Origin of the sequence: Pseudoflavonifractor sp. AF19-9AC (genome assembly GCF_003478995.1) — a bacterium.
Lineage (GTDB): Bacteria > Bacillota > Clostridia > Oscillospirales > Oscillospiraceae > Lawsonibacter.
This window is the reverse complement of record NZ_QUGI01000004.1, coordinates 191,354-215,844: the sequence shown is the minus strand read 5'-3', so window position 1 is coordinate 215,844 and position 24,491 is coordinate 191,354. Positions and strand designations below refer to the sequence as shown.

At 57.0% G+C, this 24,491-nt stretch carries 22 protein-coding genes and 1 other RNA gene; 13 read left to right on the top strand and 10 right to left on the bottom strand.

Annotated features, from left to right (window positions below; translation table 11 throughout):
* Window positions 1–52: 52 nt before the first annotated feature.
* The 5 genes from DWX58_RS08755 to nrdR all read right to left on the bottom strand — a co-directional run bounded on the left by DWX58_RS08755 (window position 53) and on the right by nrdR (window position 3,638).
* Window positions 53–529: a YbaK/EbsC family protein gene (locus DWX58_RS08755; RefSeq protein WP_118642973.1), complete on the bottom strand. Its 477-nt coding sequence runs from the start codon at window positions 527–529 to the stop codon at window positions 53–55.
* 3 nt (window positions 530–532) lie between these two features.
* On the bottom strand, window positions 533–925 hold the full coding sequence (locus DWX58_RS08750; RefSeq protein ID WP_118642971.1) for a thioesterase family protein: 393 nt from the start codon (window positions 923–925) through the stop codon (window positions 533–535).
* Window positions 926–996: 71 nt separating this feature from the next.
* Window positions 997–2,277, bottom strand: coding sequence for a LysM peptidoglycan-binding domain-containing protein (locus DWX58_RS08745; RefSeq protein ID WP_118642969.1), 1,281 nt, complete (start codon window positions 2,275–2,277; stop codon window positions 997–999).
* 11 nt (window positions 2,278–2,288) lie between these two features.
* Window positions 2,289–3,029 carry an SH3 domain-containing protein gene (locus tag DWX58_RS08740; RefSeq protein WP_118642967.1) on the bottom strand — a complete coding sequence of 247 codons (741 nt, stop codon included), beginning with the start codon at window positions 3,027–3,029 and terminating at the stop codon, window positions 2,289–2,291.
* 153 nt (window positions 3,030–3,182) lie between these two features.
* Complete coding sequence (gene nrdR, locus DWX58_RS08735) at window positions 3,183–3,638, bottom strand: transcriptional regulator NrdR (RefSeq protein WP_118642965.1); 456 nt, start codon at window positions 3,636–3,638, stop codon at window positions 3,183–3,185.
* A gap of 264 nt (window positions 3,639–3,902) precedes the next feature.
* Between nrdR and purF the strand changes: the two genes are divergently transcribed.
* Window positions 3,903–5,303 carry an amidophosphoribosyltransferase gene (gene purF, locus DWX58_RS08730; protein WP_118642963.1) on the top strand — a complete coding sequence of 467 codons (1,401 nt, stop codon included), beginning with the start codon at window positions 3,903–3,905 and terminating at the stop codon, window positions 5,301–5,303.
* A gap of 45 nt (window positions 5,304–5,348) precedes the next feature.
* Here purF and DWX58_RS08725 read toward each other — a convergent pair whose 3' ends face one another.
* From DWX58_RS08725 to DWX58_RS08715, 3 genes are all read right to left on the bottom strand, one after another.
* Entirely contained in the window at window positions 5,349–7,112 is a 1,764-nt protein-coding gene (locus DWX58_RS08725; protein WP_118642961.1) for an NFACT RNA binding domain-containing protein, read from the bottom strand.
* 43 nt (window positions 7,113–7,155) lie between these two features.
* A complete protein-coding gene (locus DWX58_RS08720; protein WP_118642959.1) occupies window positions 7,156–7,566 on the bottom strand; it encodes a ribonuclease III domain-containing protein in 411 nt (136 codons plus the stop codon).
* A gap of 81 nt (window positions 7,567–7,647) precedes the next feature.
* Complete coding sequence (locus DWX58_RS08715; protein WP_118643224.1) at window positions 7,648–8,280, bottom strand: Crp/Fnr family transcriptional regulator; 633 nt, start codon at window positions 8,278–8,280, stop codon at window positions 7,648–7,650.
* 112 nt (window positions 8,281–8,392) lie between these two features.
* On the opposite strand from DWX58_RS08715, the gene leuC reads away from it, so the two are divergent.
* From leuC to DWX58_RS08685, 6 genes are all read left to right on the top strand, one after another.
* A complete protein-coding gene (gene leuC / locus DWX58_RS08710) occupies window positions 8,393–9,655 on the top strand; it encodes a 3-isopropylmalate dehydratase large subunit (protein ID WP_118642957.1) in 1,263 nt (420 codons plus the stop codon).
* A 124-nt stretch (window positions 9,656–9,779) separates the two neighbouring features.
* Window positions 9,780–10,265 carry a 3-isopropylmalate dehydratase small subunit gene (locus DWX58_RS08705; RefSeq protein ID WP_118642955.1) on the top strand — a complete coding sequence of 162 codons (486 nt, stop codon included), beginning with the start codon at window positions 9,780–9,782 and terminating at the stop codon, window positions 10,263–10,265.
* The gene (leuB, locus tag DWX58_RS08700; RefSeq protein WP_118642953.1) at window positions 10,262–11,338 is read left to right on the top strand and encodes a 3-isopropylmalate dehydrogenase; all 1,077 of its coding nucleotides are present in this window, start codon (window positions 10,262–10,264) and stop codon (window positions 11,336–11,338) included. Before DWX58_RS08705 ends, leuB begins: the two co-directional genes overlap by 4 nt.
* A 176-nt stretch (window positions 11,339–11,514) precedes the next feature.
* Window positions 11,515–12,714: a pyridoxal phosphate-dependent aminotransferase gene (locus DWX58_RS08695; RefSeq protein WP_118642951.1), complete on the top strand. Its 1,200-nt coding sequence runs from the start codon at window positions 11,515–11,517 to the stop codon at window positions 12,712–12,714.
* Between the two features lie 210 nt (window positions 12,715–12,924).
* A complete protein-coding gene (purB, locus tag DWX58_RS08690) occupies window positions 12,925–14,361 on the top strand; it encodes an adenylosuccinate lyase (protein ID WP_118642949.1) in 1,437 nt (478 codons plus the stop codon).
* Between the two features lie 19 nt (window positions 14,362–14,380).
* Entirely contained in the window at window positions 14,381–15,673 is a 1,293-nt protein-coding gene (locus tag DWX58_RS08685) for an AI-2E family transporter (protein ID WP_147382252.1), read from the top strand.
* 125 nt (window positions 15,674–15,798) lie between these two features.
* Here DWX58_RS08685 and DWX58_RS08680 read toward each other — a convergent pair whose 3' ends face one another.
* Window positions 15,799–17,547: a carbohydrate-binding domain-containing protein gene (locus DWX58_RS08680; RefSeq protein ID WP_118642945.1), complete on the bottom strand. Its 1,749-nt coding sequence runs from the start codon at window positions 17,545–17,547 to the stop codon at window positions 15,799–15,801.
* A 139-nt stretch (window positions 17,548–17,686) separates the two neighbouring features.
* Window positions 17,687–18,047: RNase P RNA component class A (gene rnpB / locus DWX58_RS08675), an RNA gene on the bottom strand.
* Between the two features lie 155 nt (window positions 18,048–18,202).
* On the opposite strand from rnpB, the gene murD reads away from it, so the two are divergent.
* Genes murD through DWX58_RS08645 form a run of 6 tightly spaced genes read left to right on the top strand, consistent with a single transcriptional unit; the run spans window position 18,203 to window position 24,461 of the window.
* On the top strand, window positions 18,203–19,588 hold the full coding sequence (gene murD, locus DWX58_RS08670; protein WP_118642943.1) for a UDP-N-acetylmuramoyl-L-alanine--D-glutamate ligase: 1,386 nt from the start codon (window positions 18,203–18,205) through the stop codon (window positions 19,586–19,588).
* A gap of 15 nt (window positions 19,589–19,603) precedes the next feature.
* Window positions 19,604–20,644: a M42 family peptidase gene (locus DWX58_RS08665; protein ID WP_118642941.1), complete on the top strand. Its 1,041-nt coding sequence runs from the start codon at window positions 19,604–19,606 to the stop codon at window positions 20,642–20,644.
* Window positions 20,637–21,668: a M42 family metallopeptidase gene (locus tag DWX58_RS08660; protein WP_118642939.1), complete on the top strand. Its 1,032-nt coding sequence runs from the start codon at window positions 20,637–20,639 to the stop codon at window positions 21,666–21,668. The genes DWX58_RS08665 and DWX58_RS08660 overlap by 8 nt, the downstream gene beginning before the upstream one ends.
* Entirely contained in the window at window positions 21,665–22,135 is a 471-nt protein-coding gene (locus DWX58_RS08655) for a hypothetical protein (RefSeq protein WP_118642937.1), read from the top strand. Before DWX58_RS08660 ends, DWX58_RS08655 begins: the two co-directional genes overlap by 4 nt.
* Window positions 22,136–22,146: 11 nt before the next feature.
* Window positions 22,147–23,148 carry a M42 family metallopeptidase gene (locus tag DWX58_RS08650; RefSeq protein ID WP_118642935.1) on the top strand — a complete coding sequence of 334 codons (1,002 nt, stop codon included), beginning with the start codon at window positions 22,147–22,149 and terminating at the stop codon, window positions 23,146–23,148.
* A gap of 56 nt (window positions 23,149–23,204) precedes the next feature.
* Complete coding sequence (locus tag DWX58_RS08645; RefSeq protein WP_118642933.1) at window positions 23,205–24,461, top strand: methionine gamma-lyase family protein; 1,257 nt, start codon at window positions 23,205–23,207, stop codon at window positions 24,459–24,461.
* Window positions 24,462–24,491: the final 30 nt, after the last annotated feature.

Genomic DNA, 24,491 nt, shown 5'->3' with positions numbered 1-24,491 from the left:
AAGGAGCCGGATTCATGGGGCTGTGCCCGTGAATCCGGCTCCTTTTTATCGATTATTCATCCTGCCAGCCTTTGCATACATCGATCCATCCGGCGCTGTGAGCGTATTCCGCCAGCTCCGGGCAGGTCAACTCGATGGCAGAGTTGGAGCTGCCTGCGGCAGGGAAGACCGTGTCAAAGCGCTGAAGGGAAATGTCCAGGTAGGTGGTGACGCCCTCCGGGTTGGCAAAGGGACACACACCGCCTACGGCATGGCCCGTCATTTCCAGAGCCTGTTCTGCGGTGAGCATCTTGGCCTTGGTGTGGAACTGGGCCTTGTATTTGGAGTTGTCAATTTTGGCGTCTCCGGCGGCCACAATGAGGACGCACTTGTCCTCCACCAGGAAGGAGAGCGTCTTGGCGATTCGGGCAGGAATCACACCAACTGCCTGGGCGGCCAGCTCCACAGTGGCGCTGGATACGGGAAATTCCAGAATATCCTGTTCCCGCCCAAGATCACGGAAATAGGCGCGAACCCGTTCAATGGACACGGTTCAGCCCTCCTTCTTGCTCTGCGCCTTGGTCAGGAAGCGCTGGTCCGTGACCACAAACCGCTCGTGAGTGCCAGAGCCGATCAGTCCCTTCTCGTCGTAGGCGCTGACGGTGAACTCAATGCGCTTGCCGTCCACCAAAGTGACCTCGCTCTCCGCCCAGACCTTCAAGCCCACCGGGGTGGCGGAGACATGGGAGATGCTCAGCTTGGTACCCACGGTGCTCTCACCCTCACCAAGGCCGGGAGCTACGGCAGTCCAGGCGGCCTTTTCCATCAGGGCGCACATCCAGGGGGTGGCAAAGACGGGCAGAGTACCGGAGCCGGCGGCCTGGGCAGTTAAGCTCTCATCCACAGTGGCCTCACAGCGGCCCTTCATTCCAACAGAAACAGACATGGTGATGTCCTCCTTTGTGCAGTTTCGAGGAGAATTTTACACCATGTACGAGGAAAAATCCAGCCCCGGACTTAAAGTTCTTCCCGAATACGGTACAGGGCGTTGAGTACCGTCCAGTTTTGTGGGAAGGGCCGCATCAGGTTCCAGTAGCTTACGCCCCGCAGACCATAGGTGTGGGCCAGATCCAGCTTGGCACGGATGCTTCTGGCATCCTCAAACCACACCTCGTGTTCCTGACCGCTGTCATCCACATAGCGGAACCAGGGAGACTGTGCCGCTTCGTCAAAGCGGATGGCTGCGTAGTGGTCGGCGGCGATGGTGACCGCCTCCGGGTTGGAGATGGAGCGAGCGCGGCTTCCTTGCTGGAAGGGGAGCGTCCAGTCATAGCCGTAATTGGGAATTCCAAGATAGATTTTTTCCGGCTCCATTTCGGTCAGAGCGTAATCCACCACCTGGCGCACGTTCCGAATGGGCGCCACCGCCATGGGCGGACCGTAGGTGTAGCCCCACTCATAGGTCATCAGAAGCACAAAATCAGCGGCCTGGCTGAGGGCCGCGTAATCGTGTCCCTCATAAAGATCTCCCTGCTGCTGGGCAAAGACCTTAGGAGCCAACGCTACAATGACCGGAATTCCCATGGGAGAAAGATTGCTGCGCAGGCGTTCAATAAATTGGGCATAGGCCTTGGCATCCTCGCCATAGATAAACTCAAAATCAATGTCCACAGCCGTATAGCCCCTCTGTTCTACTGTGCGCAGCAGCTGTGCAATCAGCTGGGTCTGTACCGCACGATCGGTCAGCGCGATGTGAGAGAGTTCGTTGGAAAAGGTTCCGTCCCTGGTAAGCGTGGACAGGTGGAGGACGGGTTGCACCTCCGCCTGAAGGGCGGATTCAATCAGTGCGGCATCATCCAGCGGAGTAAGCACGCCCTGAGACGTAAATCCATAGGTAAAGGGAGTCAGAGCCGACAGATATGGAAGGGTGCGGTGCAGCAGAGAAGGATCAACGGAGGGTTCTGCATAGCCGTTGACAGACAGAGTCCCTACCTGTTCCTGTCGAAAGGAAATGGTGAGAATCTGACCAGGGATAATCAGGCTGTCGCCGCCCAGAATGGGGTTGTTGCGCAGAAGTTGACGCACGGTGGTGCCATGGGAGGCGGCAATGGAGTACAGAGTGTCGCCGGGACGGACTGTGTGGGTGAGCAGGGGATACTGGACGACCAGGGTCTGCCCTACGACCAGACGAGAAGGGTCGGGGAGCTGGTTGTCGTTGATGAGCTGGGACATGGGAACCCCGTATCGGAGTGCTACGGAATAGAGGGTGTCACCCGGTTTTACCACATGAATGTCCATTGGGTGCCTCCTCAGTTGATGGTGATAAAGTCGCCGCTGGCGTAGCCGATGATGCCGTTATAATTGACCAAATACCAGTCATTGGAGCGGTTGAGAATGGTCAAAGGAGCCCCATCGGGAGCCTGGGCCAGAATGGCAGCGTTTTGATTGGGCTGTGCCCGGATGTTCAGAACGCCCCAGGATACATCTACCATGCCGGTCCGGTTGAGCTCAGCCTCATAAAAGGGAATGCCAAAGTACTCGGTGAGAGAGAGAACCAGATTTCGGGCAATGGCGTCCAGGTTATTCGTGATCCAGTTTGCGTCCTCTACATTGTCGTGGAAGGCAAGTTCCAGGAAGACGGAGGGAGCACGGACCCGGCGCACCTCACCGATGGCGGTGGTACCCTCTGCGCGGACCAGATTGGGGGCCGGGTAGATGTCCTTCAAACCATCGGCAATGATTTCTGCTGCACGCCTCCCTTTAGAACTATTGGGGTAATAGAACACGATGGAACCCCGCACGGTGCCATACTTGGATTCCGGCGCCGCATTGGAGTGAAGGGCCAGGTGCAGGTCATAGTTTCCGGCGTTGGAGGCGGCGATGGAGGAAGCGGCGGTCATGCTGGGGGTATTGCGTACATAGCGGATGCCCGAGGCGTCCAGATAGGGAATCATTTTGTCAGCCAGCAGATTCATGTACTGCTCCTCGGTGCCTCCAGTGACAAAGTAATTGTTCTCCTGAGTGGATGGGGAAAGATAAATAATAGGCATAGAAATACCTCCGTTTTTTCCCCATCCTATGAGAACCTGCGGGATCTGGTGCCAGGTTCCGTGACAAAGCTGCCATGCAGCCGCGAGATGGGAAAAGAGGCACAGAAAAAAGTCGGCCCGGATGTCCTCCGGGCCGACTTGCAAGGAAGAACATTATTTATCTTCCAGCAGCTTATTCAGTTCGTGCATGAAGGTGTTGATATCCTTGAACTGGCGGTAGACGGAGGCGAAGCGGACGTAGGCTACCTCGTCAATTTTTTTCAGACGCTCCATGACCAGTTCACCAATCTCCGAAGAGGGGACCTCCCGTTCCATCTTGTTCTGAAGTACCTGCTCAATTTCGTTGACCATGCTCTCCAGGGTGTTGTAGGGCACCGGACGCTTTTCACAGGCGCGAATCAGACCGGCCATAACCTTGTTTCGGTCGAAGCTCTGACGGCTTCCGTCCTTCTTAACCACCACCAGGGGCAGGCTCTCCATGGTCTCGTAGGTCGTGAATCGTTTGTGGCAGGACAGACATTCCCGGCGTCTCCGGATGCTGGCGCCCTCATCGGCAGGGCGGGAATCCACGACCTTACTTTCTAAATGGGAACAGAAGGGGCATTTCATAAACGTACCTCCTAAGGATTCTCACATGTATGGAAGTATCATATCATAATTTCCAAAATTTGAATAGTCCTTTTTAACACAGTAATTATTGAAAGTAAAATTGTGTAGATTGTATGGGACAAACCGGGATTGTAAAAAAATATCGTGTGGTTTTTCAGATGTTTTTTCTTGAAATAGGAAAAACGAATCTTTTATAATGAAGAAGCAGACAACGGTGCCTGAACAGGGCACCGTTGTCTTTTTTCAGAAAGGAGATGCGGCAACATGGAACCAGAGGCGCAGAGGAAGCAGGAGGAGTGGGGACTGCATGAGGAGTGCGGCGTATTTGGAATCTGGGATTCAAAAGGCGGCTGTGCTCAGACAACCTATTACGGGCTCTATGCCCTTCAACACCGGGGGCAGGAGGCCTGCGGTATTGCGGCGATGAACAACCGGGAGCAGTCCTGTTATAAAGATGTAGGTCTGGTCAGCGAGGTGTTCGACCGGGAACGGCTGGAGCGTCTGAACGGGACTATGGCAGTGGGCCATGTACGCTATGCTACCACCGGAGCAGGAGAACGGGAAAATGCACAGCCGCTGACCATCAAATATGTGAAGGGAACTTTGGCTGTGGTCCACAACGGAAACCTGGTAGGGGTGGACAAGCTGCGCCGGGAGTTTGAATATAAAGGAGCCATCTTCCACACCAGCAGTGATTCAGAACTCATTGCCTACGCCATTGCCCAGGAGCGGCTGCACTGCGGCAGCGTGGAGGAGGCGGTATGCCGGGCGGCCTCAAAACTGAAGGGGGCTTTCTCTCTGCTCGTCATGTCTCCCGAGAAGCTGATCGCCTGTCGGGACCCTTGGGGCTTCCGACCGTTGTGCATGGGGCGGAAAGGGGAGGCTGTTCTTTTTGCCTCGGAGTCCTGCGCCATTGAAGCGGTAGGCGGACAGGTGGAACGGGAGCTGGATCCGGGAGAGATCGTAGTGGTCCGGGAGGGTAAGGTGACCTCCATCCGGGACAACTGCCGTGGTCTGTCCCATATGTGCATCTTTGAGTATATCTACTTTGCCCGTCCTGACTCGGTCATTGCCGGCCAGTCGGTCCACCGGGCGCGGATGAACGCCGGCCGCCTGCTGGCCCGACAGAAGCCGGTGGAAGCGGACCTGGTGGTTGGAGTTCCGGACTCCGGCTTGGACGCCGCTCGGGGCTATGCCCTGGAGAGTGGAATCCCGCTGGGCATGGGGTTTGTGAAAAACCGGTATGTGGGCCGTACCTTCATTACACCCGATCAAAGCAGCCGGGAGCAGGCTGTGCGGATCAAGCTGTCTGCCCTGCGCAGCGAGGTGGAGGGCAAGCGTGTGGTGATGGTGGATGATTCCATTGTCCGCGGTACCACCTGCAGCCAGATTATTAACCTGCTGAGGGAGGCGGGAGCTACCCAGGTCCATATGCGGGTGTCGGCGCCGCCCTTCATTTCTCCCTGCTATTTCGGCACCGATATTCCCGACAAGGAGAAGCTGATTGCCTGTCACCACTCCCTGGAAGAAATTGAAGCTATGACCGGGGCAGACAGTCTGGAATACCTTTCCATTGCGAACCTTCGTCATCTGGCGCCCGACGCCAAGTGTGGGTTCTGCGAGGGCTGCTTTACAGAGCATTACCCCATTTCGGTGGAAGAATAAAAAAACATGAGCCCGACCGTTCACGGTCGGGCTCATGTTTATCTTTTAGCGCCGTTTCAGCTGTTTGACCAGTTCTTCGCTGGGGGTGACGTAGGCAGTCTCATAGGTGGTGTAGATCACCATGCCGGGCCGGGCGCCCCCAGGCTTCTTCACAAATTTCACCGGCGTGTAATCCACCGCCACCTTACTGGACTCCCGGCCCTGGGAGAACCAGGCGGCCAGACAGGCGGCCTCGTGGAGACTCTGCAGGTCGGGCTGGGTTCCCTCCGTCCAGAGAATGACGTGGGAACCGTGAATTTTCTGGGTGTGGAACCAGATGTCCTGCTTGGAGGCCAGCTTACAGGTGAGCAGGTCGTTTTGGGTGTTATTCTTTCCGACGGAGATGCGGAGTCCGGCAGAGGAGCGAAACTCCATGGGCTTGGAGGTCACCCGCTTATCCCGTCCCTTGGCTTTGGAGGGGCGGCGGAGATAGCCGGTGTCGGTGAGCTCCTGGCGAATCTCCTGGAGATCTTTTTCGCCCTCGGCAAGAGAGATGGACTCCAGCACGCTGTTTAAATAATCCAGCTCTTTTTTTCCTTTTTCAATCTGGATGGTGAGCATGGCCTGGGCGGTCTTGGCTTTGTTGTACTCCTTATAGTATTTAGCTGCATTCTGTTGGGGTGTGAGGAGAGGGTCCAGGGGGATATCAATTTCGGCCCCCTCAGGGTCATAGTAGTTGGAGGTGCGCAGGGAGGATATGCCCTTTTTCATCGCGTATAGGTTGGAGGTGATGAGGTCACCAAACTGGCGCAGGCGGTCCCGGTCCAGGGTGGCGGCAACCTCCTTTTCCTGATTGGCAAGCTTGCGGGCGGTGCGGTCCCGGGCGTTGGTCACGGAACGGATGAGATCCTGGCCCCGCTGGCGGATGCGCTCCATGCTCTCCCGCTGCTCATAGAACTGGTCCAGCAGGGCGGAGAAGGAGGGAAAAGCGGTCAGCTGGGCGGCAGCGCCGTATTGGCCAATAAAGCGAAAGGTGAAATCCTTTGGCTTTCCATCCATTGAAATTAGAGTTGGTGTAAAGGAATACTCCGACACAGAATGAAGAAGGCCTTCCAGACTGTCCAGCAGCTTCTGGCGGCCTTCCTCGCCCAGCACATTGAGCCGCACATCGGTACTTCCACCCGCCTGGAAGGCCAGCTCCCGGCAGATGAGTGGGGAGAGGCCGCCGAAGGTGTCCAACAGCCACTGGTCGGCCTGAGCCTCCTCCGGCGCGCCGTTCAGCAACCGCTGCAGTTCCTCGCGATCCAGCCCCAGGGGGCTGCGTTTTGCCTGGGCAGGGGGGAGGCGGTAGAACATGCCGGGCAATACCTGGCGTTTGGCGGACATGTCGCTGTCCACCCGGCGCAGGCAGTCGGTGATGCGGCCGTCACCATCCAGCAAGATCAGATTGGAGTGGCGGTTCATAGCCTCCAGCACCAGGGAACGCTCCACCCGATCTCCCAACTCATCCAGAGTTTCCAGACGGAACTCTACCACCCGCTCCAGCGGGGGCTGCTTAATCTCCAGAATCCGGCCGCCGGTAAGGTGCTTGCGCAGCAGCATGCAGAACATGGGAGGGACATCAGGGTTTTCCCGGGAAAGCTCAGTCAGTTGAGGCCTGGGGTGGTTGGGATTGGCAGAGAGCAGCAGCTTCCGATTGCCGGAGGGGGTGCGAAGGGCCAGAATCACCTCATCCCTCCCGGGCTGATAGATTTTATCAATTTTGCTGCCGATCAAGGCGGTATTCAGTTCGTGTACCAGTCCGGACAGACACAGGGCGTCCAAGGGCATGGGAAATCACCTCGCGACTTGGGATAGTGAAAAAGAAGGGGGATTATTCTGTTGGCTCTTCCATCATCAGGGCGAACAGCTCATTGAGCCGATTAGTCCGGCCCTGGAGATAGAGCCAGCCAAACAGGGCCTCCAGCCCGGTGGCAGTCTGATACTCCCCTCGGCTGGCTGCCTTGGGGACCGAGTGGGGGGCGGTGTTGCGACCCCGACGAAACACATCCTGTTCCTCCTGGGTGAGGATAGGCAGAATGCGCTCGGTCCGTTTGGCCTGGGCGGGGGCGGCTACATAGCTCACCGTGGCCCGGTGGAGGTCCTTCACTTTGGCGGCACCGTGAAGACACAGCCAGGAGCGTACCATGACCTCATATACGCTGTCTCCAAGATGTGCAAGCCCAAGGCTTGACAAGGATAATAGCTTGTCGCGTTCAATGTTTAGATGAAAGTAGTCTGTCATGGCATACCGCTCCGCTCTCTTCAAATTTTCCATCTATTTTACCATGGTTTACTGGGGATGACAAGGGATTGGATAAGTCCCTCAGTCCTGACACAAAGCTTCCAGGGCGGGGCGGTCCAGAATCCGGACGCAGCGATAGCCCAGCTCCAGAATCCCTTCCTTGGCTAATTCGTTAAGAATCCGGCTCACTGTGATCCGGCTGACGGAGACGCAGGCGGCAATCTCCTCCTGGGTGCAGGAGATGTCTGGCTGTTCCGAGGCCAGGGATAGGAGGTACCACGCCACCCGCCACCTGGCAGGACGAAAGGCCATCTGGTCCACCTGGCGGGAAAGCAGACGGACGGTGCGGGCCAGGTACTTCATCATGGCCAGAGCCAGTTCCGGATCCCTGGAAAAAGCCTGGGTAACAAGCTCTCTGTCAATGGGAACTAGTTGACAGGGGGTAAGGGCCACGGCGGAGGACACTCTGGGCAGTTCGTCAAAAAAGGAGGCCTCACCAAAGAGGCTGCCCGCCATGTAGAGATTTAAAACCCGTTCACCGCCGTCCTCCGACTGCATAAAGCTTTTGACCCGCCCCTCTTTTAAATAGTAGAAGCAGGTGGCCTCCGTCCCCTGGAGATAAATGAAAAAGCCGGGGGAGCAGTGAATGGGAGCCCGATGCTCTGCGAAGGGGCGCCAGATGTTTGGGGGAATATCCAGATGGAAAAGCTCCATGCCAATCACCAGATTTCATTCTTTTTCAGAATTGTATCATAGTTTACATTCTTTTGGCAAGAGATCTGTCATACTAGGCTCATCCAGAAAAAACAGTGAGGAGGAATGTGAAATGGGTATGACCATGACACAGAAAATTTTGGCCAAGGCGGCCGGCTTGGATCGGGTGGTGCCCGGTCAGCTGATTGAGGCCCGGGTCAATATGGTGCTGGGCAACGATATTACTACGCCGGTGGCCATCACGGAGTTTGAGAAGGCCGGCTTCACCCAGGTCTTTGACAAGGATAAGATTTCCATTGTTCTGGACCACTACACCCCCTGCAAGGACATCAAGTCCGCTGAGCTCTGTCTCCAGGCGCGGAATTTTGCCCACAAGCACAATATTACCAATTTCTTTGATGTGGGCCACATGGGCGTGGAGCACGCCCTGCTGCCCGAGAAGGGACTGTGCGCCCCCGGCGAGGTCATCGTGGGAGCTGACTCCCACACCTGTACCTACGGCGCTCTGGGCGCCTTCTCCACCGGTATCGGTTCCACCGACATGGCCGCGGCCATGGCCACTGGTCTCCTGTGGTTCAAGGTGCCCTCTGCCATTAAGGTGACCCTGAAGGGCAAGCTGCAGCCCCACGTGTCCGGCAAGGACGTGATTCTACACCTCATCGGCGCCATCGGCGTGGATGGAGCCCTCTACAAGTCCCTGGAGTTTGCCGGCGAGGGTGTTGCTTCCCTGTCCATGGATGATCGCTTCACCATCTCCAATATGGCCATTGAGGCCGGTGGCAAGAACGGCATTTTCCCCGTGGACGAGAAGACCATGGAGTACATCAACGGCCGTGTGAATCGCCCCTGCGAGGCCTTTGCCGCCGACGAGGACGCGGAGTACGACAGCGAGATCATCATTGACCTGGATAAGCTGGAGCCAACCGTGGCTATGCCCCACCTGCCGGAGAACACCAAGGTGGTCAGCGAGGTGGCTGGCCTGCCCATCAACCAGGTGGTCATCGGCTCCTGCACCAACGGCCGCATCAGCGACCTGCGGGCCGCTGCCGCTGTGATGAAGGGGAAGAAGGTGGCAGACAACGTGCGTTGCATCGTCATTCCTGCCACGCAGGAGATTGTGCTCCAGGCCATGAAGGAGGGCCTCATCCAGATCTTCATCGAGGCCGGCGCTGCTGTCTCTACCCCCACCTGCGGTCCCTGCCTGGGCGGACACATGGGCGTGATGGCCGAGGGGGAGCGCACCGTCTCCACTACCAACCGTAATTTTGTGGGCCGCATGGGCCACGTGACCTCCGAGGTCATTTTGGCCTCTCCCGATGTGGCAGCCGCCTCCGCCATTGCCGGCTGTGTGGCCGACCCCCGCAAGCTTTCTTAAAAGAAAGCTTGGCCAAGAACTTTGTGCGAAACTTCGTTTCGCCTCTGGGCGGTTCAAGAGGGGAGAGGTTCGCTTCTTCTTTACGAACGTCCGATTCCTGATTTTCAGAAAGGATTGACACCCAATGAAGGTTTATAAATACGGCGCCAATGTAGACACTGACGTCATCATTCCTGCCCGCCACTTGAATGACCCCTCGCCCGCGGCCCTGGCCTCCCACTGTATGGAGGACATTGATGTGAATTTTGCCTCTACGGTGGAAGAGGGCGACATCATTGTGGCCGGCCCTAACTTCGGCTGCGGCTCCTCCCGGGAGCATGCCCCCCTAGCCATCAAGTCTTGCGGCGTGAAGTGCGTCATTGCCCCCTCCTTTGCCCGCATTTTCTACCGCAATTCCATCAACATCGGTCTGCCCATCGTGGAGTGTGCCCAGGCGGCGGAGGAGATCCAGGCCGGGGACCAGGTGGAGGTGGACTTTGCCACCGGTATCATTACCGATACGACCCAGGGCAAGACCTGGCAGGCTGCGCCTTTCCCGGAGTTTATTGACGGCATCATCCAGAGCGGAGGCCTGCTCAACTCCCTGAAGGCCCGGGGGGTGGCGAAATGAATTACAAAATTGCACTGATCCGCGGCGACGGAATTGGCCCTGAGGTAGTGGGCGAGGCCGTGAAGGTCATGGATGCCGTGGGGGAGAAGTTCGGCCACACCTTTACTTATACCGACGTACTCATGGGCGGCTGTGCCATTGACGCGGTGGGTAAGAGCTATCCCGACGGCACCGCCGAGGCTTGCAAGGCCTGCGATGCGGTTCTGCTGGGCGCGGTAGGCGGTCCCAAGTGGGGACACTCCACCGACCCGGAGAAGCGGCCGGAAACCGCCCTACTGTCCATCCGAAAGGATCTGGGACTCTATGCCAATCTCCGTCCTGCCGCCCTGCGTCCCGCCCTGGCGGATGCCTGCCCCTTGAAAAAGGAGACGGCGGACAAGGGCATCGACCTGATGATTGTCAGGGAGCTCACCGGCGGCATTTACTTCGGCAAGCGGGAGAGCTATCAGACGGAGGATCGGGGAGAGGAGGCCGCCGACCGGATGGCCTACTCCGAGATGGAGATTGAGCGCATCGGCCGCCGGGCCTTTGAACTGGCCCGCCTGCGCGGAAAGAAGCTGGCCAGCGTGGACAAGGCCAATGTGCTGGAGACCAGCCGCCTGTGGCGCAAGGTCATGCACCGCCTGGCGGAGGAGTACTCCGACGTAGAGTATTCTGACGTGCTGGTGGACAATGCCGCTATGCAGCTGGTACGGGATCCGGGGCAGTTTGACGTGGTGGTTACCGAGAATATGTTTGGTGACATTCTTTCTGACGAGGCTTCCATGATCACTGGTTCTATCGGCCTGCTGCCTTCCGCCTCCATTGGCGACACAGCGCCCGGCCTCTATGAGCCCATCCACGGTTCTGCCCCCGATATCGCCGGGCAGGATAAGGCCAATCCCATCGCCACCATCTTGTCCGTGGCCATGATGTTCCGTTACTCTTTCCAGCTGCCGGAGGAAGCCTCTGCCATTGAGAAGGCAGTGGATTCTGTCCTCAACGCCGGCTGGCGTACGGCTGATATTGCCGCTCCGGGTGAGCAGGCAATCGGTACGGTGCGGATGGGAGAATTGATTCGCGCCCAACTGTAAACTGCATTTCTCATAAAGAGGCCTCGCTAAGCGGGGCCTCTTTCTGTTTATTTGGTAGGAATCAAACGAATTTTTGCAAAATGAAAAATTTTCTCTTGCATTTTTCAAAATCAGCGAATATAATATACGACGCGAAACAAGCTGACTATCAGCAGGAATGAGAAGGAGGACACAGCATGAAGGAGTTGTCTAAGATCGCCCTGGCGGTGGAGCCCTCCACCACCCTGGCCATTGACTCCATGTTTAAGCAGATGAAGGCAGAGGGGCTGGATGTCATCGGTTTTGGTGCCGGTGAGCCTGATTTTCCCACCCCCGAGCACATTAAGCAGGCCGGTATCCAGGCCATTGAGAACAATGAGACCCGCTATACTCCCGCGGCCGGTACAGTTGAGCTGCGCAAGGCCATCTGCCAGCGGCTGAAGGAGGATTGCGGTCTGGAGTATGAGCCTGCTCAGATTGCGGTGTCCAACGGTGCTAAGACCTGCGTGTATGTGGCCCTGCGTGCCCTGGTCAATCCCGGGGATGAGGTGATTCTGCCCGCTCCTTACTGGGTCAGCTATCTGGAGCTCATCCAGATGGTGGGCGCCACTCCTGTTGTGGTGAATGCCTCCGAGGCGGAGCACTTCAAGCTGACGGCCGAAAAGCTGGCTGCTGCCATTACCCCCAAGACTAAGTGCATCATTTTGAACAACCCCTCCAACCCCACCGGCATGATGTACAGCCGTGAGGAGCTGGAGGCCATTGCCAAGGTCTGCGTGGAGAAGGACATCTATGTCATCTCTGATGAGATTTACTACCGTCTGGCCTATGACAACCGGGAGTTTGTCAGCTTTGCGGCTCTGAGCGAGGAGGCCAAGGAGCGCACCCTGCTCATCAATGGCGTCTCCAAGTCCTATGCCATGACCGGCTGGCGAATCGGTTATGTGGCGGCCAACCCCAAGGTCGCTAAGGTGATCTCCAACTTCCTGAGCCACTGCGCCGGCTCTGCCTGTTCCATTTCCCAGAAGGCCTCTGCTGTGGCTCTGGCGGCCTCTCAGGAGACCGTGGACGAGATGCGCCGCGCCTTTGAGGAGCGCCGCAACTATATGGTGGAGCGGATGAATTCCATTGATGGGGTCAGCTGCATCAAGCCTGAGGGTGCCTTCTATGTCATGATGAACATTGAGAAGCTCATCGGCAAGGAGCTCCACGGCACCGTCATTCGGGACGCCGACGATTTCGGAAACCTCTTCCTGAAGTACGGCAAGGTTGCTGTGGTGCCCGGCACTGGCTTCGGTGCGCCCTATTTCGTGCGCTGGTCCTACGCCACCTCCATGGAGAATATCAAGGAGGGCCTGAACCGTCTGGAGAAGTTCCTGGCTGGCGAGACAATTTAATCAGAACATCAAGAGGGAAGCGGTGCCTGCAAAAGCACCGCTTCCTTTGTTCTGCCGTTTGTGCTTTGCATTTGGACGGTAAAACATGGCGTAACCAAAAAATTTGCAAAACTTTAGGAAAGGACTGGTATCCGCAGAACCGGTCAGGTATAATAAAATTAAAGTTCCTGCAGATTCAGGCAGATACTAGGAAGAAGAGGTTAGAACAATATGGCAACCAATACGTATGAAAGCCCCTTGTCCTCTCGCTATGCCAGCGACGAGATGCAGTATATCTTTTCCGCCGACAAGAAATTCTCCACCTGGCGCCGCCTTTGGGTGGCCCTGGCCCGGGCGGAGATGGAACTGGGTCTTCCTGTGACCAAGGAGCAGGTGGACGAGCTGGAGGCCCATATCACGGATATCGACTATGAGCGTGCGGCCCAGTGGGAGAAAAAGCTGCGCCACGATGTAATGGCTCATGTCCACACCTATGGTGAGCTTTGTCCCAAGGCGATGCCCATCATCCATCTGGGTGCCACCAGCTGCTATGTAGGTGACAATACCGATGTGATTGTGATGCGGGAGGGGCTGGAACTGGTCCGGACCAAGCTGGTGAAGGTAATTGCCCATCTGGCTGAGTTTGCAAATGAGTATAAGGCTATGCCTACTCTGGGCTTTACCCACTTCCAGGCCGCCCAGCTTGTCACCGTGGGCAAGCGGGCTACCCTTTGGATGAACGACCTGCTGATGGACCTGGAGGAAGTGGAGTATCGCCTCTCTACGCTGAAGCTGCTGGGCTCTAAGGGCACCACCGGCACCCAGGCCTCCTTCCTGGAGCTCTTTGAGGGCGACCACGAAAAGGTCAAGCTGCTGGAGGATAAGATCGCCAAGGAAATGGGCTTTACAGGCGTTGTGCCGGTTAGCGGACAGACCTACTCCCGGAAGATGGACTACAATGTGGTTTCTACCCTGGCGGGGATTGCCCAGAGCGCCAGCAAGTTTGCCACCGACATGCGGCTTCTGTGTCACCTGAAGGAGGTTGAGGAGCCCTTTGAGAAGAACCAGATTGGCTCTTCCGCCATGCCCTATAAGCGCAATCCCATGCGCTGTGAGCGGATCTGCTCCCTGGCCCGGTATGTGATTGTGGACGTGGGTAACCCGGCCATTACCACTGCCACCCAGTGGTTTGAGCGCACCCTGGACGACTCGGCCAACAAGCGCATCTCGGTGCCTGAGGCCTTCCTGGCCGTGGATGCTATTCTGAACATCTATATGAATGTGGCCTCCGGACTGGTGGTGCATCCCAAGGTGATTGAGAAGCACGTGCTGGAGGAGCTGCCCTTTATGGCCAGCGAGAATATTATGATGGATGCGGTCAAGCGTGGAGGAAACCGTCAGGAGCTCCATGAGCGGATTCGGGTACACTCCATCGAGGCGGGCAAGAACGTCAAAGACCTGGGCCTGAGCAACAACCTCATTGATTTGATTGCAGAGGATCCTGCTTTCGGTATGACCAAGGAGGAACTCACGGCTCATCTGGAGCCCAGCCGCTACATCGGCCGCTGCCCCCAGCAGGTGGAGGAGTTCCTGGCGCTGCAGGTTGAGCCTGTTCTGAAGCGCTATGAGAGTGTGCTGGGTACCGAGGAGACCGAGCTGAAAGTTTAAGGAAAAGCAGGTGCAGGCAGTGAAGCGTGGCAAATATCAACCCTATGTGGCGGTGGGCGTAACCGCATTCTGTGTAATCGCCGGGGCGATTCTGCTCTTTTTTCTGCTGTTTCATGCTAAGGATGTGTATGGCTTTTTCAGTATGGTGGCCCACATCCTGCGCCCCATTTTTATGGGCATGGTGTTGGCTTTCCTGCTGTTGCCCATCCACCGGCACATTCTGCGCTTTTTGATGGCGGTAACACCGAACGCCACCTTGTCAGATGCGAGAAATCAGCGTTTTTTGAATGTATTGGCCATCATATTCAGCATGCTCTTTGCCGTGCTGGTGATATACATTCTTTTGGCTATGGTGCTGCCTCAGGTTTACTTGAGCGTAGTGGGTTTGGTCAACGCCATTCCGGACTACATCGAGAGTGCACAGGAGGGGCTGCAGAAATTTTTGGAGGACAATCCTGGGGTGGAGGAGGCGATTATGCCTTACTACACCTCCGCGGCCAACTCGCTGGAGACCTGGCTGCGTACGGACATTCTGCCCAATCTGGAATCGGTTACCTCCAGTATGAGATGGATTAAGGAGTCGGTTCTGCCCAACGTTACCGGCGTAGTATCCAATGTATCAGCCATTGTAATTGCGCTGCTGGTGCTGCTGAAGGATATTCTCATTGCCATTATTGTTACGGTCTATCTGCTGGCGCGCAAGGACATCTTTTCCGCTCAGAGCAAGAAGATTGTGTACAGTATATTCAAGGCTGAGCATGCCGATTTTATTGTGGAGGAGGTCCGGAACGCTTACCGGATTTTGAGCGGATTTATTAACGGAAAACTGCTGGACTCCCTGATTATTGGAATCATTGCGCTGGTTTTCTGCAACATTCTTCATTTCCCTTATCCGGCCTTGTTGGCGACCATTATCGGCGTCACAAACGTGATTCCGTTTTTTGGCCCGTTTATTGGTGCCATTCCGTGTGCACTGCTGATTTTGCTGGTCAACCCCTTGCAGTGTCTCTATTTTGTGATTTTTATTCTGATTTTGCAGCAGTTTGATGGCAATATTCTGGGCCCGAAGATTTTGGGCGACTCCACAGGATTGGCTTCCTTCTGGGTACTGTTTTCCATTTTGCTCCTTGGCGGTCTGTTTGGGTTTGCTGGCATGGTGCTGGGTGTTCCGGTATTTGCTATGCTGTATAATGCCATTCGCCGGTTGGTCAATGCCGGTCTGCGGAGGCGGAATCTTCCAGTCCAGACCGAGTGCTATTTTGGACAGGCACCCATTGTGGCAGGTCACCAGGAAGAAAACACAAATGAATGATAAAAGCGGGAACCCATCTGAGTGGGTTCCCGCTTTGCTTTGAGGCGTATTTCCTTATTCCTGAGGAATGGTAAAGAAAAATTGTGTGGCGCCGGTGTATTCGCTGTCATTGGTAACGGCAATGGTCAACTGATAGCTTCCTGGATCGGTGGGGAGAATATCTGCCAGAGCTTCCTCGCCGTCAGACAGAAGACAGGAGGCGGCATAGTTTCGGATGGGATATCCGTAATGGATAGTTGTACGTGGGAGGAGTCGAGCTCCTGGCTGGACTGAATATTCTCCACGGATACGGTGCCGGTTTTCGAAACAGAGATATCAGCGGAGAAGGTTACCAGCGTTTTTCCGCTGTCCTGGGCACTGGCGGAGATACCAGAGAAAGTGTGTACGCTGTCAGAGAGAATAAACTCCGTAGAGGCTTCGACTTGGCCATCGTTGCCTCCGGGTTCCTGAGCGTTGTCCGGGGGCTGGGGGCGATGGCTGTCATCCGGGTGCTCAGGAGGCTGACCATCCGGTGCTTCTCCCTCGGGAGGCTGCAGACTTTCATCTGGCCGATCTCCCTCAAAGCCGTCTCCGGGGCGAGGGCCGCCGCCCATGCCGCCGGAGGAAGTTCCGGTGTATTGCTGAACAACGCCGTCTACCTTCAACGTATAAGCGGTGTCTGCGGCCAGATCCGGAGACGAGAAGGTGAGACACTGGGCTGCTTTTTCCAGGGTAAATTGGAGCAGATCTTCGCCCTGGGCATCGGAGAGCTGGATGATAGTGCCGGCGGGCAGGGTAGAGGCAAAGAAAAATTCACCGTATTGTTGAGCGGACTGTTGGGAGACTGCGTCGTTCCGTGTGCCCAAAGCGACTACATAGCCGCCATTCAGAAGAATATCCTTGTCGGCATCAAGACCGCCGTCCGGACTTTTTTCGTTGGCCATGGTGTAGACATTTCCACCATTGATGACCAGGTATCCGTTGGAATCGATGCCGTCCCCCTCAGACCCAAGTCCGGCGTTAATCTGAAAGGTGCCGCCGTTGATGGTCGTGACAGAAACACCGTCCTCGTTGGTGTTGATACCATCGTCCTGGGACTGGATGTTAATGGTGCCGCTGTTAATGGTCAGGTGAAGCTCTGTGTCCAGTCCTTCGTTGTCAGCCGTGATGCTCAGTCTGCCGGTTCCTTCGGTCTCGCCGCTGAGGTTCATGGACATTTTGGAGTAGAAAGCACCGTCATATTTGTGAAGCTTTTTCGTAGTACCCTCCTGGTAAATGCGCGCTACATGGGAGCCCTGAATGATATTGTCACTGCCGTCGGCCAGGATCACGTTGGCACCTGCGGCGGAAGTATCGACCGAGGAAGGAGCATCATACTCATCTTCGGTTCCTTCTTCCTGGCAGGTGACCCATTGGGTATCACATTCGTACACGCTGTAAAAAATGACAGCAGGAGCGACTGTGCAGGTAATGTTCACCCCGTCCAGAATTAACGTGACCACCGCGTTGGGATCCGTTTTGGCGTCCTCTCCCAAGTCAACAGCCAGCTGGCCGGCGGACAGGGAACCGGAAACACGATAGGTTCCGGGCTGCCGTATGGTAACGACTGTGTGGGCCTGGGCCTCTTCTTCCGAGTGGGCTTCTTCCTCAGTCCCTTCCCCGTAATCCGATCCCATACCAGATTGGTAATAGACGATATCGTGACTTACCGTCACCGGAGCCTCGTCATCGGAGGAAAGAGCCTGCCCGTTGAGTGTAACCTCCTCATCGGAGAGGACCAGAATTGTGTCTTCATTACCGTCGGTCTGCATGGAGGTATCCGCCGATTGACAGGCAGACAGACTGAATAACAGGGCAAATGCTGTGCAAAGCGCAGCAAGTTTCGCTAGATGCATGAGAAATTCCTTCTTTCCTTTTAAGGATCGGTTTTATCCTAACATGGATGGCTGAAAGAAAGCTGAAATTCTGGTAACGTGAGTTTGACCGAATTGTAAAAAAACGGTGAAGACAACCTGCCTTCACCGTTTTTTTACAAATACAAGTAAGCCTGTAAGCCGGGTTCTGTCGTTTAAGACAGCCATCTATCTCGACGCACCGTTGCCGGTACGCTCAAGCCGCCTCCCCGGGACGGCCGGGCCGGCCTTATGTGTCCCTCCACGGCGTTGCTCCGGATAGAGTTTACAGCGATGGACTGTTCCCAGCCATCGGGTGAGCTCTTACCTCGCCTTTCCACCCTTACCCCAAACCAGAAAACGGTCTGGGGCGGTATATCTCTGTTGCACTTTTCCTAGGGTCGCCCCCGGCGGGTGTTACCCGTTATCCTTGCCCTATGGAGCCCGGACTTTCCTCACAGCCGGGCCTTTCGCCCCGGCCGCGCGGCTGTCCAGCTTACTTGTCTCCATATCATATCGAAAAATAAGCGTTCTGTCAAATGGCAAATTACATTTTATCGGAAAGTGGGGAGGGAGAGCGAGGGCTTTTCGATTGAATTTTCAGGGGATATGTGGTAAAATACAAAAGTTATGAAGAATCTAGGAAGGAGGATACATCATGTCCACCATTGCCGAATATTTGGAAGGCTTAAAGGGAAAGTCCGTTGCCGTCATCGGTATGGGTGTCAGCAACACGCCTCTGATCCGGATGCTGCTGCGTGCCGGCGTAAAGGTCACAGTGTGCGATAAGTCCCCGAGAGAGCGGGTAGAGGAGCTGGTTTCTGAGCTGGAGAGCCTGGGAGCCCGGTTCCAGCTTGGTCCGGATTATTTATCCAAGCTGTACCGCTTTGACATTATTTTCCGTACTCCCGGTCTCAGTCCCAACACACCGGAGCTGCAGCAGGCCGCAGAGAAGGGGAGAGAGATTACCTCGGAGATGGAACTCTTTTTCCAGCTGTGTCCCTGCAAGATCATTGGAGTGACCGGAAGCGACGGAAAGACGACCACCACCACGCTCATCAGCGAGTTTCTTCGGGAGGCGGGGCGCAACGTCTATCTGGGGGGCAACATCGGTCGGCCCCTGCTGCCGGATGTTGCTAGCATGGAGCCTGAGGACGTGGTGGTAGTGGAGCTGTCCTCCTTCCAGCTGATGACCATGAAGAAGAGCCCTAATGTGGCGGTCTTTACCAACCTGTCTCCCAACCATCTGGATTACCACCACACCATGGAGGAGTACACCGCCGCCAAGTTGAACATCTTTACCCACCAGGGGAAGAATGACCGGGCTGTCTTCAACTTTGACAACGACATTACCCGCTCTCTGTCCAAGCAGGCGCCGGGTCAGGTGATGCTGTTCAGCCGGAAGAAGCCTCTGGAGGAGGGCGTGTACCTCCGGGACGACACCATCTGGCTGACCAATGAAATGGGCAGCCGGGAGGTGCTTCCCCTGTCCATGATCCAGATTCCCGGCGTACACAACATTGAAAACTATATGGCCGCCATTGCTGCCGTGGACGGACTGGTGCCCGACAAGTGCGTCCGGGCTGTGGCCCAGCGCTTTACCGGCGTGGAGCACCGCATTGAGCTGGTGCGGGAGCTGGACGGGGTCAAGTACTACAATGACTCCATCGGCACCAGCCCCACCCGTACCATGGCCTGCCTGGATTCCTTCGACCAGAAGCTCATCCTGATCGCGGGCGGATATGACAAGGGTGTCCCCTTTACTCAGCTTGGCGTGGAGATTACCAAAAAGGTGAAGTTCCTGATCCTCACCGGTGCCACCGCCGAAGCCATCAAGGCCAGTGTGGAGCAGGCGCCGGAATACGCTGAGCATACGCCGGACATCCTTGTAACCGACAACCTGAGCCAGGCAGTGGACGCTGCCCGGACCGCTGCTGTGGCGGGCGACGTGGTGGTGCTCTCTCCCGCCTGTGCCGCCTTTGACAAGTTTAAAAACTTCATGGAGCGCGGCAAGGTATTTAAAGATCTGGTCAACGCCCTGTAAGGGAGGAGCGGCATCTTGGATTATAACGAGATATTAAAACAGCTCTGTGCCCTGTCTGGCCCCAGCGGGTTTGAAGGTCCGGTGGCCGCGGCTGCAGTCGAGCTGCTGCGCCCTTATATGGACGAAGTTCAGGTGGACCGTATGGGCAGTGTGGTGGGCGTGCGCCGCTGCGGACGTCCCGACGCGCCCCGGCTGATGCTGGATGCCCACTTGGACGAAATCGGTCTCATTGTCACAGGACATGAAAAGGGATTTCTGCGCTTTGCCCCGCTGGGGGGCGTGGATCCCCGAATGCTGCCGGACCGGGAGGTGCTGGTGCTCAGCCAGCCCCCCGTACCCGGGGTAGTGGCCTGCCTGCCGCCTCACATTCAGACCAGTGAGGATATGGACAAGGCCCGGACCATCCGGGAGCTGACCATCGACGTGGGCCTTTCCCAGGAGGAGGCCCAGCGCCGTATTCCCATTGGAACGCCCATCGTGTACCGCACTGGCTGCCAGCCTATCGGGGACAAGCTTCTGTGCGGAAAGGCTCTGGATGACCGGAGCTGCTTTGCCGTGCTGCTGGACACCGTTCGGCGGCTGGCCCACGAGGAACTGGACGTGGACCTCTATGTGGTGGGCTCGGTGCAGGAGGAGACCCACAGCACCGGAGCCATCACCGCTGCCTTTGGAATTGTGCCCCAGCTGTGCGTGGCAGTGGATGTGACCCACGGGGACAGCCCGGATGTGTCCAAGGATAAGACCTTCTCTCTGGGCAGTGGACCGGTCATCGGCGTGGGACCCAACTGCACCCGCTGGATGTCTCAGCGCATGGAGCAGATTGCCAAGGACCTGGAGCTGGACTACCAGGTGGAGGTGATGGCGGGGCACAGCGGGACCAACGCATGGCCGCTGCAGGTCAGCGGTGAGGGAGTAGCCACAGCGGTGCTGTCCGTCCCGCTGCGGTATATGCATACCCCGGTGGAAGTCGTCCACGCGGACGATCTGGAAAATACAGCCCGTCTGCTGGCCGCCTTTGTGCGGAACCTGGGGAAGGAGGTGCCCGGCTGTGATTGAGTGTCTGAAGACCCTGTGTGCCATGGACGGTGTGTCCGGCGACGAGGACCGGGTACGGGCCTGGATTCGCTGCCAGGCGGAGCCCTGGGCAGACGAAATCCGTACCGACCCCCTGGGCAATTTGATTGTGTTCAAAAAGGGAGCCAAATCCGCCAAAAACCGGCTGCTGGTGTGCGCTCATATGGATGAGGTGGGCCTCATCGTGACCAAGGTGACGGAGGAGGGCTTCCTGAAGTTTGACTTTGTGGGTGGTGTGGACCGCCGGGTGGCCATTGGAAAGCCTGTGGTTCTGGGACCTGACCGGGTCCCCGGTATCATTGGCCTGAAGGCCATTCACCTGGTCAGCCGGGAGGAACGGAAAAAGACCCCCAAAACGGAGTCCCTGTACGTGGACATCGGCGCTTCGGACAAGGAGGCGGCCCTGAAGCTGGTTCAGCCCGGGACCTATGGCTCCTTTGTCACTCAGCCGGAGCTCTTTGGCGATGGCTTCTTTAAGGCGAAGGCCGTTGACGACCGGGTGGGCTGCGCCGTGATGCTTTCCCTTCTGCGGGAGGAACTGCCGGTGGACGTGACCTTTGCCTTTACCGCCCAAGAGGAGGTAGGTACCCGCGGAGCCTTCGGTGCGGCTTTCTCCGTGACGCCTGAGATTGCTCTGGTGCTGGAGACCACTACCGCAGCCGACCTGCCCGACGTACCCGACCACCAGCAGGTGTGTGCCCCGGGAAAGGGGCCTGTGATCTCCTATATGGACGGCGGGACCATCTACGACCGTGGACTGTTTGAACTGTTGCGGGACCTGGCAGAGGAGCATCAGATTCCCTGGCAGACCAAAGAATATATTGCTGGCGGCAACGACGCCCGGGCCATTCAGCGCACCAAAGCGGGCGTCCGAGTGGCCGCCGTTTCCGCCGCGGTGCGGTATCTCCATGCCCCAGCCAGCGTAGGCAGTGTGGCGGACTTTGAGAATATGCTGAAGCTCACCCGGCTGTTTTTGCAGCGTATGGCCCAGGAGGTTAGGGAATGAAATCAAAGCTGCTGCTGAACACCTATGACGGCAGCCTCACAGCCTGTACGATTCGGCCTCAGAGTGAGGACACTCAGGTGGAGTTTTCCGTTCAGTACTATCGCCATGAGAACGGGGAAGAGCGGAGTGTTTCCGCAATTCTCCGGTTTTCTCAGGTGGCCAGTATAGATGTGGAGATCAACTTCTTTGATAATCCCATCGGCGCTGAGCTGGGCGGATTTTATGAAATTCTGGACAGGGACTTCAAAATGCAGATGCTGGAGAAGGTGTTTCAGAACCGGAAGGATGGATACCTCTTCCACGGGGACTATGACTATGACCCGAAGGAGCCGGGGGATATCCTAAATTTCCGCCCGCCCATCGAGGGTGTACTGGGGGAAGTGGAGCAGTACCGCCTCTTTCAGCAGCAGACTCAGGGTGGTATTTACCACATTTTATGCAAGCGCTATGAACTCATTGAGGGTTAGGAGCCTGATCTATGGAACTGTTTGAACGGATGAAAAAGCTGAATGCCGCTCACGGTCCCTCCGGGGATGAGGGCGGAATCCGGGCGGTCATTCAAGAGATGGCCGCCCCTTATGCCGATGAGGTGACCACCGACACCATGGGAAACCTCATCGTTCACAAGGCGGGCAGCGGGCCCAAGGTGATGTTTGCCGCCCATATGGACTCCATTGGCTTTATTGTGACCCATATCGAGGAGGAAGGCTTCCTCCGTGTGGGCAGACTGGGCGGGATCAGTCCCAAAGAGGCCGTCTACACTCCGGTACGGTTCAAAAACGGAGTGCGAGGCTGCTTTGTGCCAGAGGAAAAGGCGGAATTTGGAAAGCTAAAGCTGGACGAGTGCTACCTGGACATCGGCGTCAGAAGTGCAGAGGAGGCCAAAAAGCTGATCCGGGTAGGGGATACGGCCGTGTATGACACCCCTGCCTTTCAGACGGGGGATGCGGTAACCTCGCCCTATCTGGACAACCGAATTTCCTGTGCCATCCTGCTGGAGGCTCTGGAGCGTGTTCAGAATAGCCCCAACGATTTATACTTCGTCTTTACCGTCCAGGAGGAGGTGGGCCTGCGGGGCTCTAAAACCGCCGCCTTTGCCATCCAGCCCGATTACGCCGTAGCGGTAGATGTCACTGATGTAGATGATACGCCCGGCTCGGAGAAGTCCGGCACGGTTCAGGTGGGGAAGGGGGCGGCCATCAAGGTGATGGACTCCTCCGTCATTTGCCATCCGGCCATGGTGGAGCTGTTGGACCAGAACGCCCGGGAGGGGGATATTCCCACCCAGCGGGACATTTTGCGGGCAGGCGGCACCGATGCCGGTGCCATCCACACCACCGGGGCCGGTGTGCTCACCGGCGGCATTTCGGTGCCCTGCCGCTATATCCATACGCCGGTGGAGACCGCCAGCCTGGAGGACTGTGAAGCCTGTATCCGCCTGACGGCAGCTTTTGCCCAGCGGCCGCTCAAGGCCCTGTAAATGAGAGCAGATCAGAACTCCAAAAAGAACAGAAATAGATAGGAATGACAAGGAATATGACCTTACAGTTAAGCCAGCGCGTCCTGGACCTGGGAGACCAGGCGGAGCGACAGCTGAGAGAGCAGTTTGACCGCATTGATGCCATTGCCAAGGAGAATACTGCCCGGGTTCTGGCGGCATTCCAGAAGCACCGGGTGGCAGAGGCCTATTTTGCCGGAACCACCGGATATGGCTATGACGACCTGGGACGGGACAAGCTGGATGAGATTTATGCCGATCTCTTTGGAACGGAGGCGGCCTTGGTCCGTCTGCAGTTTGTCAACGGCACCCACGCCATCACCGCCGCCCTTTTTGGAGCGCTGAAGGCGGGAGACGTGCTGGTGTCCGCAGTGGGCGCGCCCTATGATACCCTGCTGGGAGCCATCGGTGTGGTGAACAAGGGGCCGGGTTCCCTGAAAGACTACGGCGTGGAGTATCGTCAAGTAGATCTCCTTGACGACAAGCCAGACCTGGAGGGTATGGCCCGGGCAGTTGCGGACCCCAAAGTGAAGGCTGTGCTGATTCAGCGCTCCAAGGGCTATTCCACCCGCAGCTCCCTGTCCGTGGCGGAAATTGGGGAGATGTGCCGGGTCATCAAGCAGGCCAATCCCAACGTGTCCATTCTGGTGGACAACTGCTACGGCGAGTTTGTGGAGACGCTGGAGCCCACTCATGTGGGGGCCGACCTGTGTGTGGGCTCTCTCATTAAAAATCCCGGCGGCGGACTGGCTCCTACCGGCGGATATATCGCCGGTCGAAAGGACCTGGTGGAGGGGGCGGCCATGCGGCTTACGGCTCCCGGTATCGGCGGGGAGTGCGGATGTACCCTGGGCCAGAACCGACTGCTGTATCAGGGACTGTTTCTGGCACCCCATACGGTGGCTCAGGCGGTAAAGACCGCTGTGTTTGCCGCCGGCGTCATGGAACTTCTGGGCTATGAAACGGAGCCCCATTCCCACGACATTCGTCACGACATCATCCAAATGATTCACATGCGGGAGCCGGAGGCCCTGAAGCGCTTCTGCAAGGGTATTCAGTTCGGTGCTCCCGTGGATTCCTATGTGACGCCGGAGCCCTGGGATATGCCCGGATATGACAGCCAGGTGATTATGGCGGCGGGCGCATTCATTCAGGGCGCCTCCATTGAGCTGTCTGCCGACGCGCCCATGCGGGAACCTTATACCGTCTATCTCCAGGGTGGACTGACCTTCGAGTCGGGCCGTCTGGGGGTGCTGCTGGCGGTTCAGGAGCTGCTGGGTGGCGGAGAGGCATAGGCCAAGCCGGGAGGGGAATATCCTGCCTCT

Coding starts and splice junctions, on each gene's coding strand:
- DWX58_RS08750 (WP_118642971.1), bottom strand. CDS start 925: ATGTCTGTTTCTGTTGGAATGAAGGGCCGCTGTGAGGCCACTGTGGAT.
- DWX58_RS08745 (WP_118642969.1), bottom strand. CDS start 2,277: ATGGACATTCATGTGGTAAAACCGGGTGACACCCTCTATTCCGTAGCA.
- DWX58_RS08740 (WP_118642967.1), bottom strand. CDS start 3,029: ATGCCTATTATTTATCTTTCCCCATCCACTCAGGAGAACAATTACTTT.
- nrdR (WP_118642965.1), bottom strand. CDS start 3,638: ATGAAATGCCCCTTCTGTTCCCATTTAGAAAGTAAGGTCGTGGATTCC.
- purF (WP_118642963.1), top strand. CDS start 3,903: ATGGAACCAGAGGCGCAGAGGAAGCAGGAGGAGTGGGGACTGCATGAG.
- DWX58_RS08725 (WP_118642961.1), bottom strand. CDS start 7,112: ATGCCCTTGGACGCCCTGTGTCTGTCCGGACTGGTACACGAACTGAAT.
- DWX58_RS08720 (WP_118642959.1), bottom strand. CDS start 7,566: ATGACAGACTACTTTCATCTAAACATTGAACGCGACAAGCTATTATCC.
- DWX58_RS08715 (WP_118643224.1), bottom strand. CDS start 8,280: ATGGAGCTTTTCCATCTGGATATTCCCCCAAACATCTGGCGCCCCTTC.
- leuC (WP_118642957.1), top strand. CDS start 8,393: ATGGGTATGACCATGACACAGAAAATTTTGGCCAAGGCGGCCGGCTTG.
- DWX58_RS08705 (WP_118642955.1), top strand. CDS start 9,780: ATGAAGGTTTATAAATACGGCGCCAATGTAGACACTGACGTCATCATT.
- leuB (WP_118642953.1), top strand. CDS start 10,262: ATGAATTACAAAATTGCACTGATCCGCGGCGACGGAATTGGCCCTGAG.
- DWX58_RS08695 (WP_118642951.1), top strand. CDS start 11,515: ATGAAGGAGTTGTCTAAGATCGCCCTGGCGGTGGAGCCCTCCACCACC.
- purB (WP_118642949.1), top strand. CDS start 12,925: ATGGCAACCAATACGTATGAAAGCCCCTTGTCCTCTCGCTATGCCAGC.
- DWX58_RS08680 (WP_118642945.1), bottom strand. CDS start 17,547: ATGCATCTAGCGAAACTTGCTGCGCTTTGCACAGCATTTGCCCTGTTA.
- murD (WP_118642943.1), top strand. CDS start 18,203: ATGTCCACCATTGCCGAATATTTGGAAGGCTTAAAGGGAAAGTCCGTT.
- DWX58_RS08655 (WP_118642937.1), top strand. CDS start 21,665: ATGAAATCAAAGCTGCTGCTGAACACCTATGACGGCAGCCTCACAGCC.
- DWX58_RS08650 (WP_118642935.1), top strand. CDS start 22,147: ATGGAACTGTTTGAACGGATGAAAAAGCTGAATGCCGCTCACGGTCCC.
- DWX58_RS08645 (WP_118642933.1), top strand. CDS start 23,205: ATGACCTTACAGTTAAGCCAGCGCGTCCTGGACCTGGGAGACCAGGCG.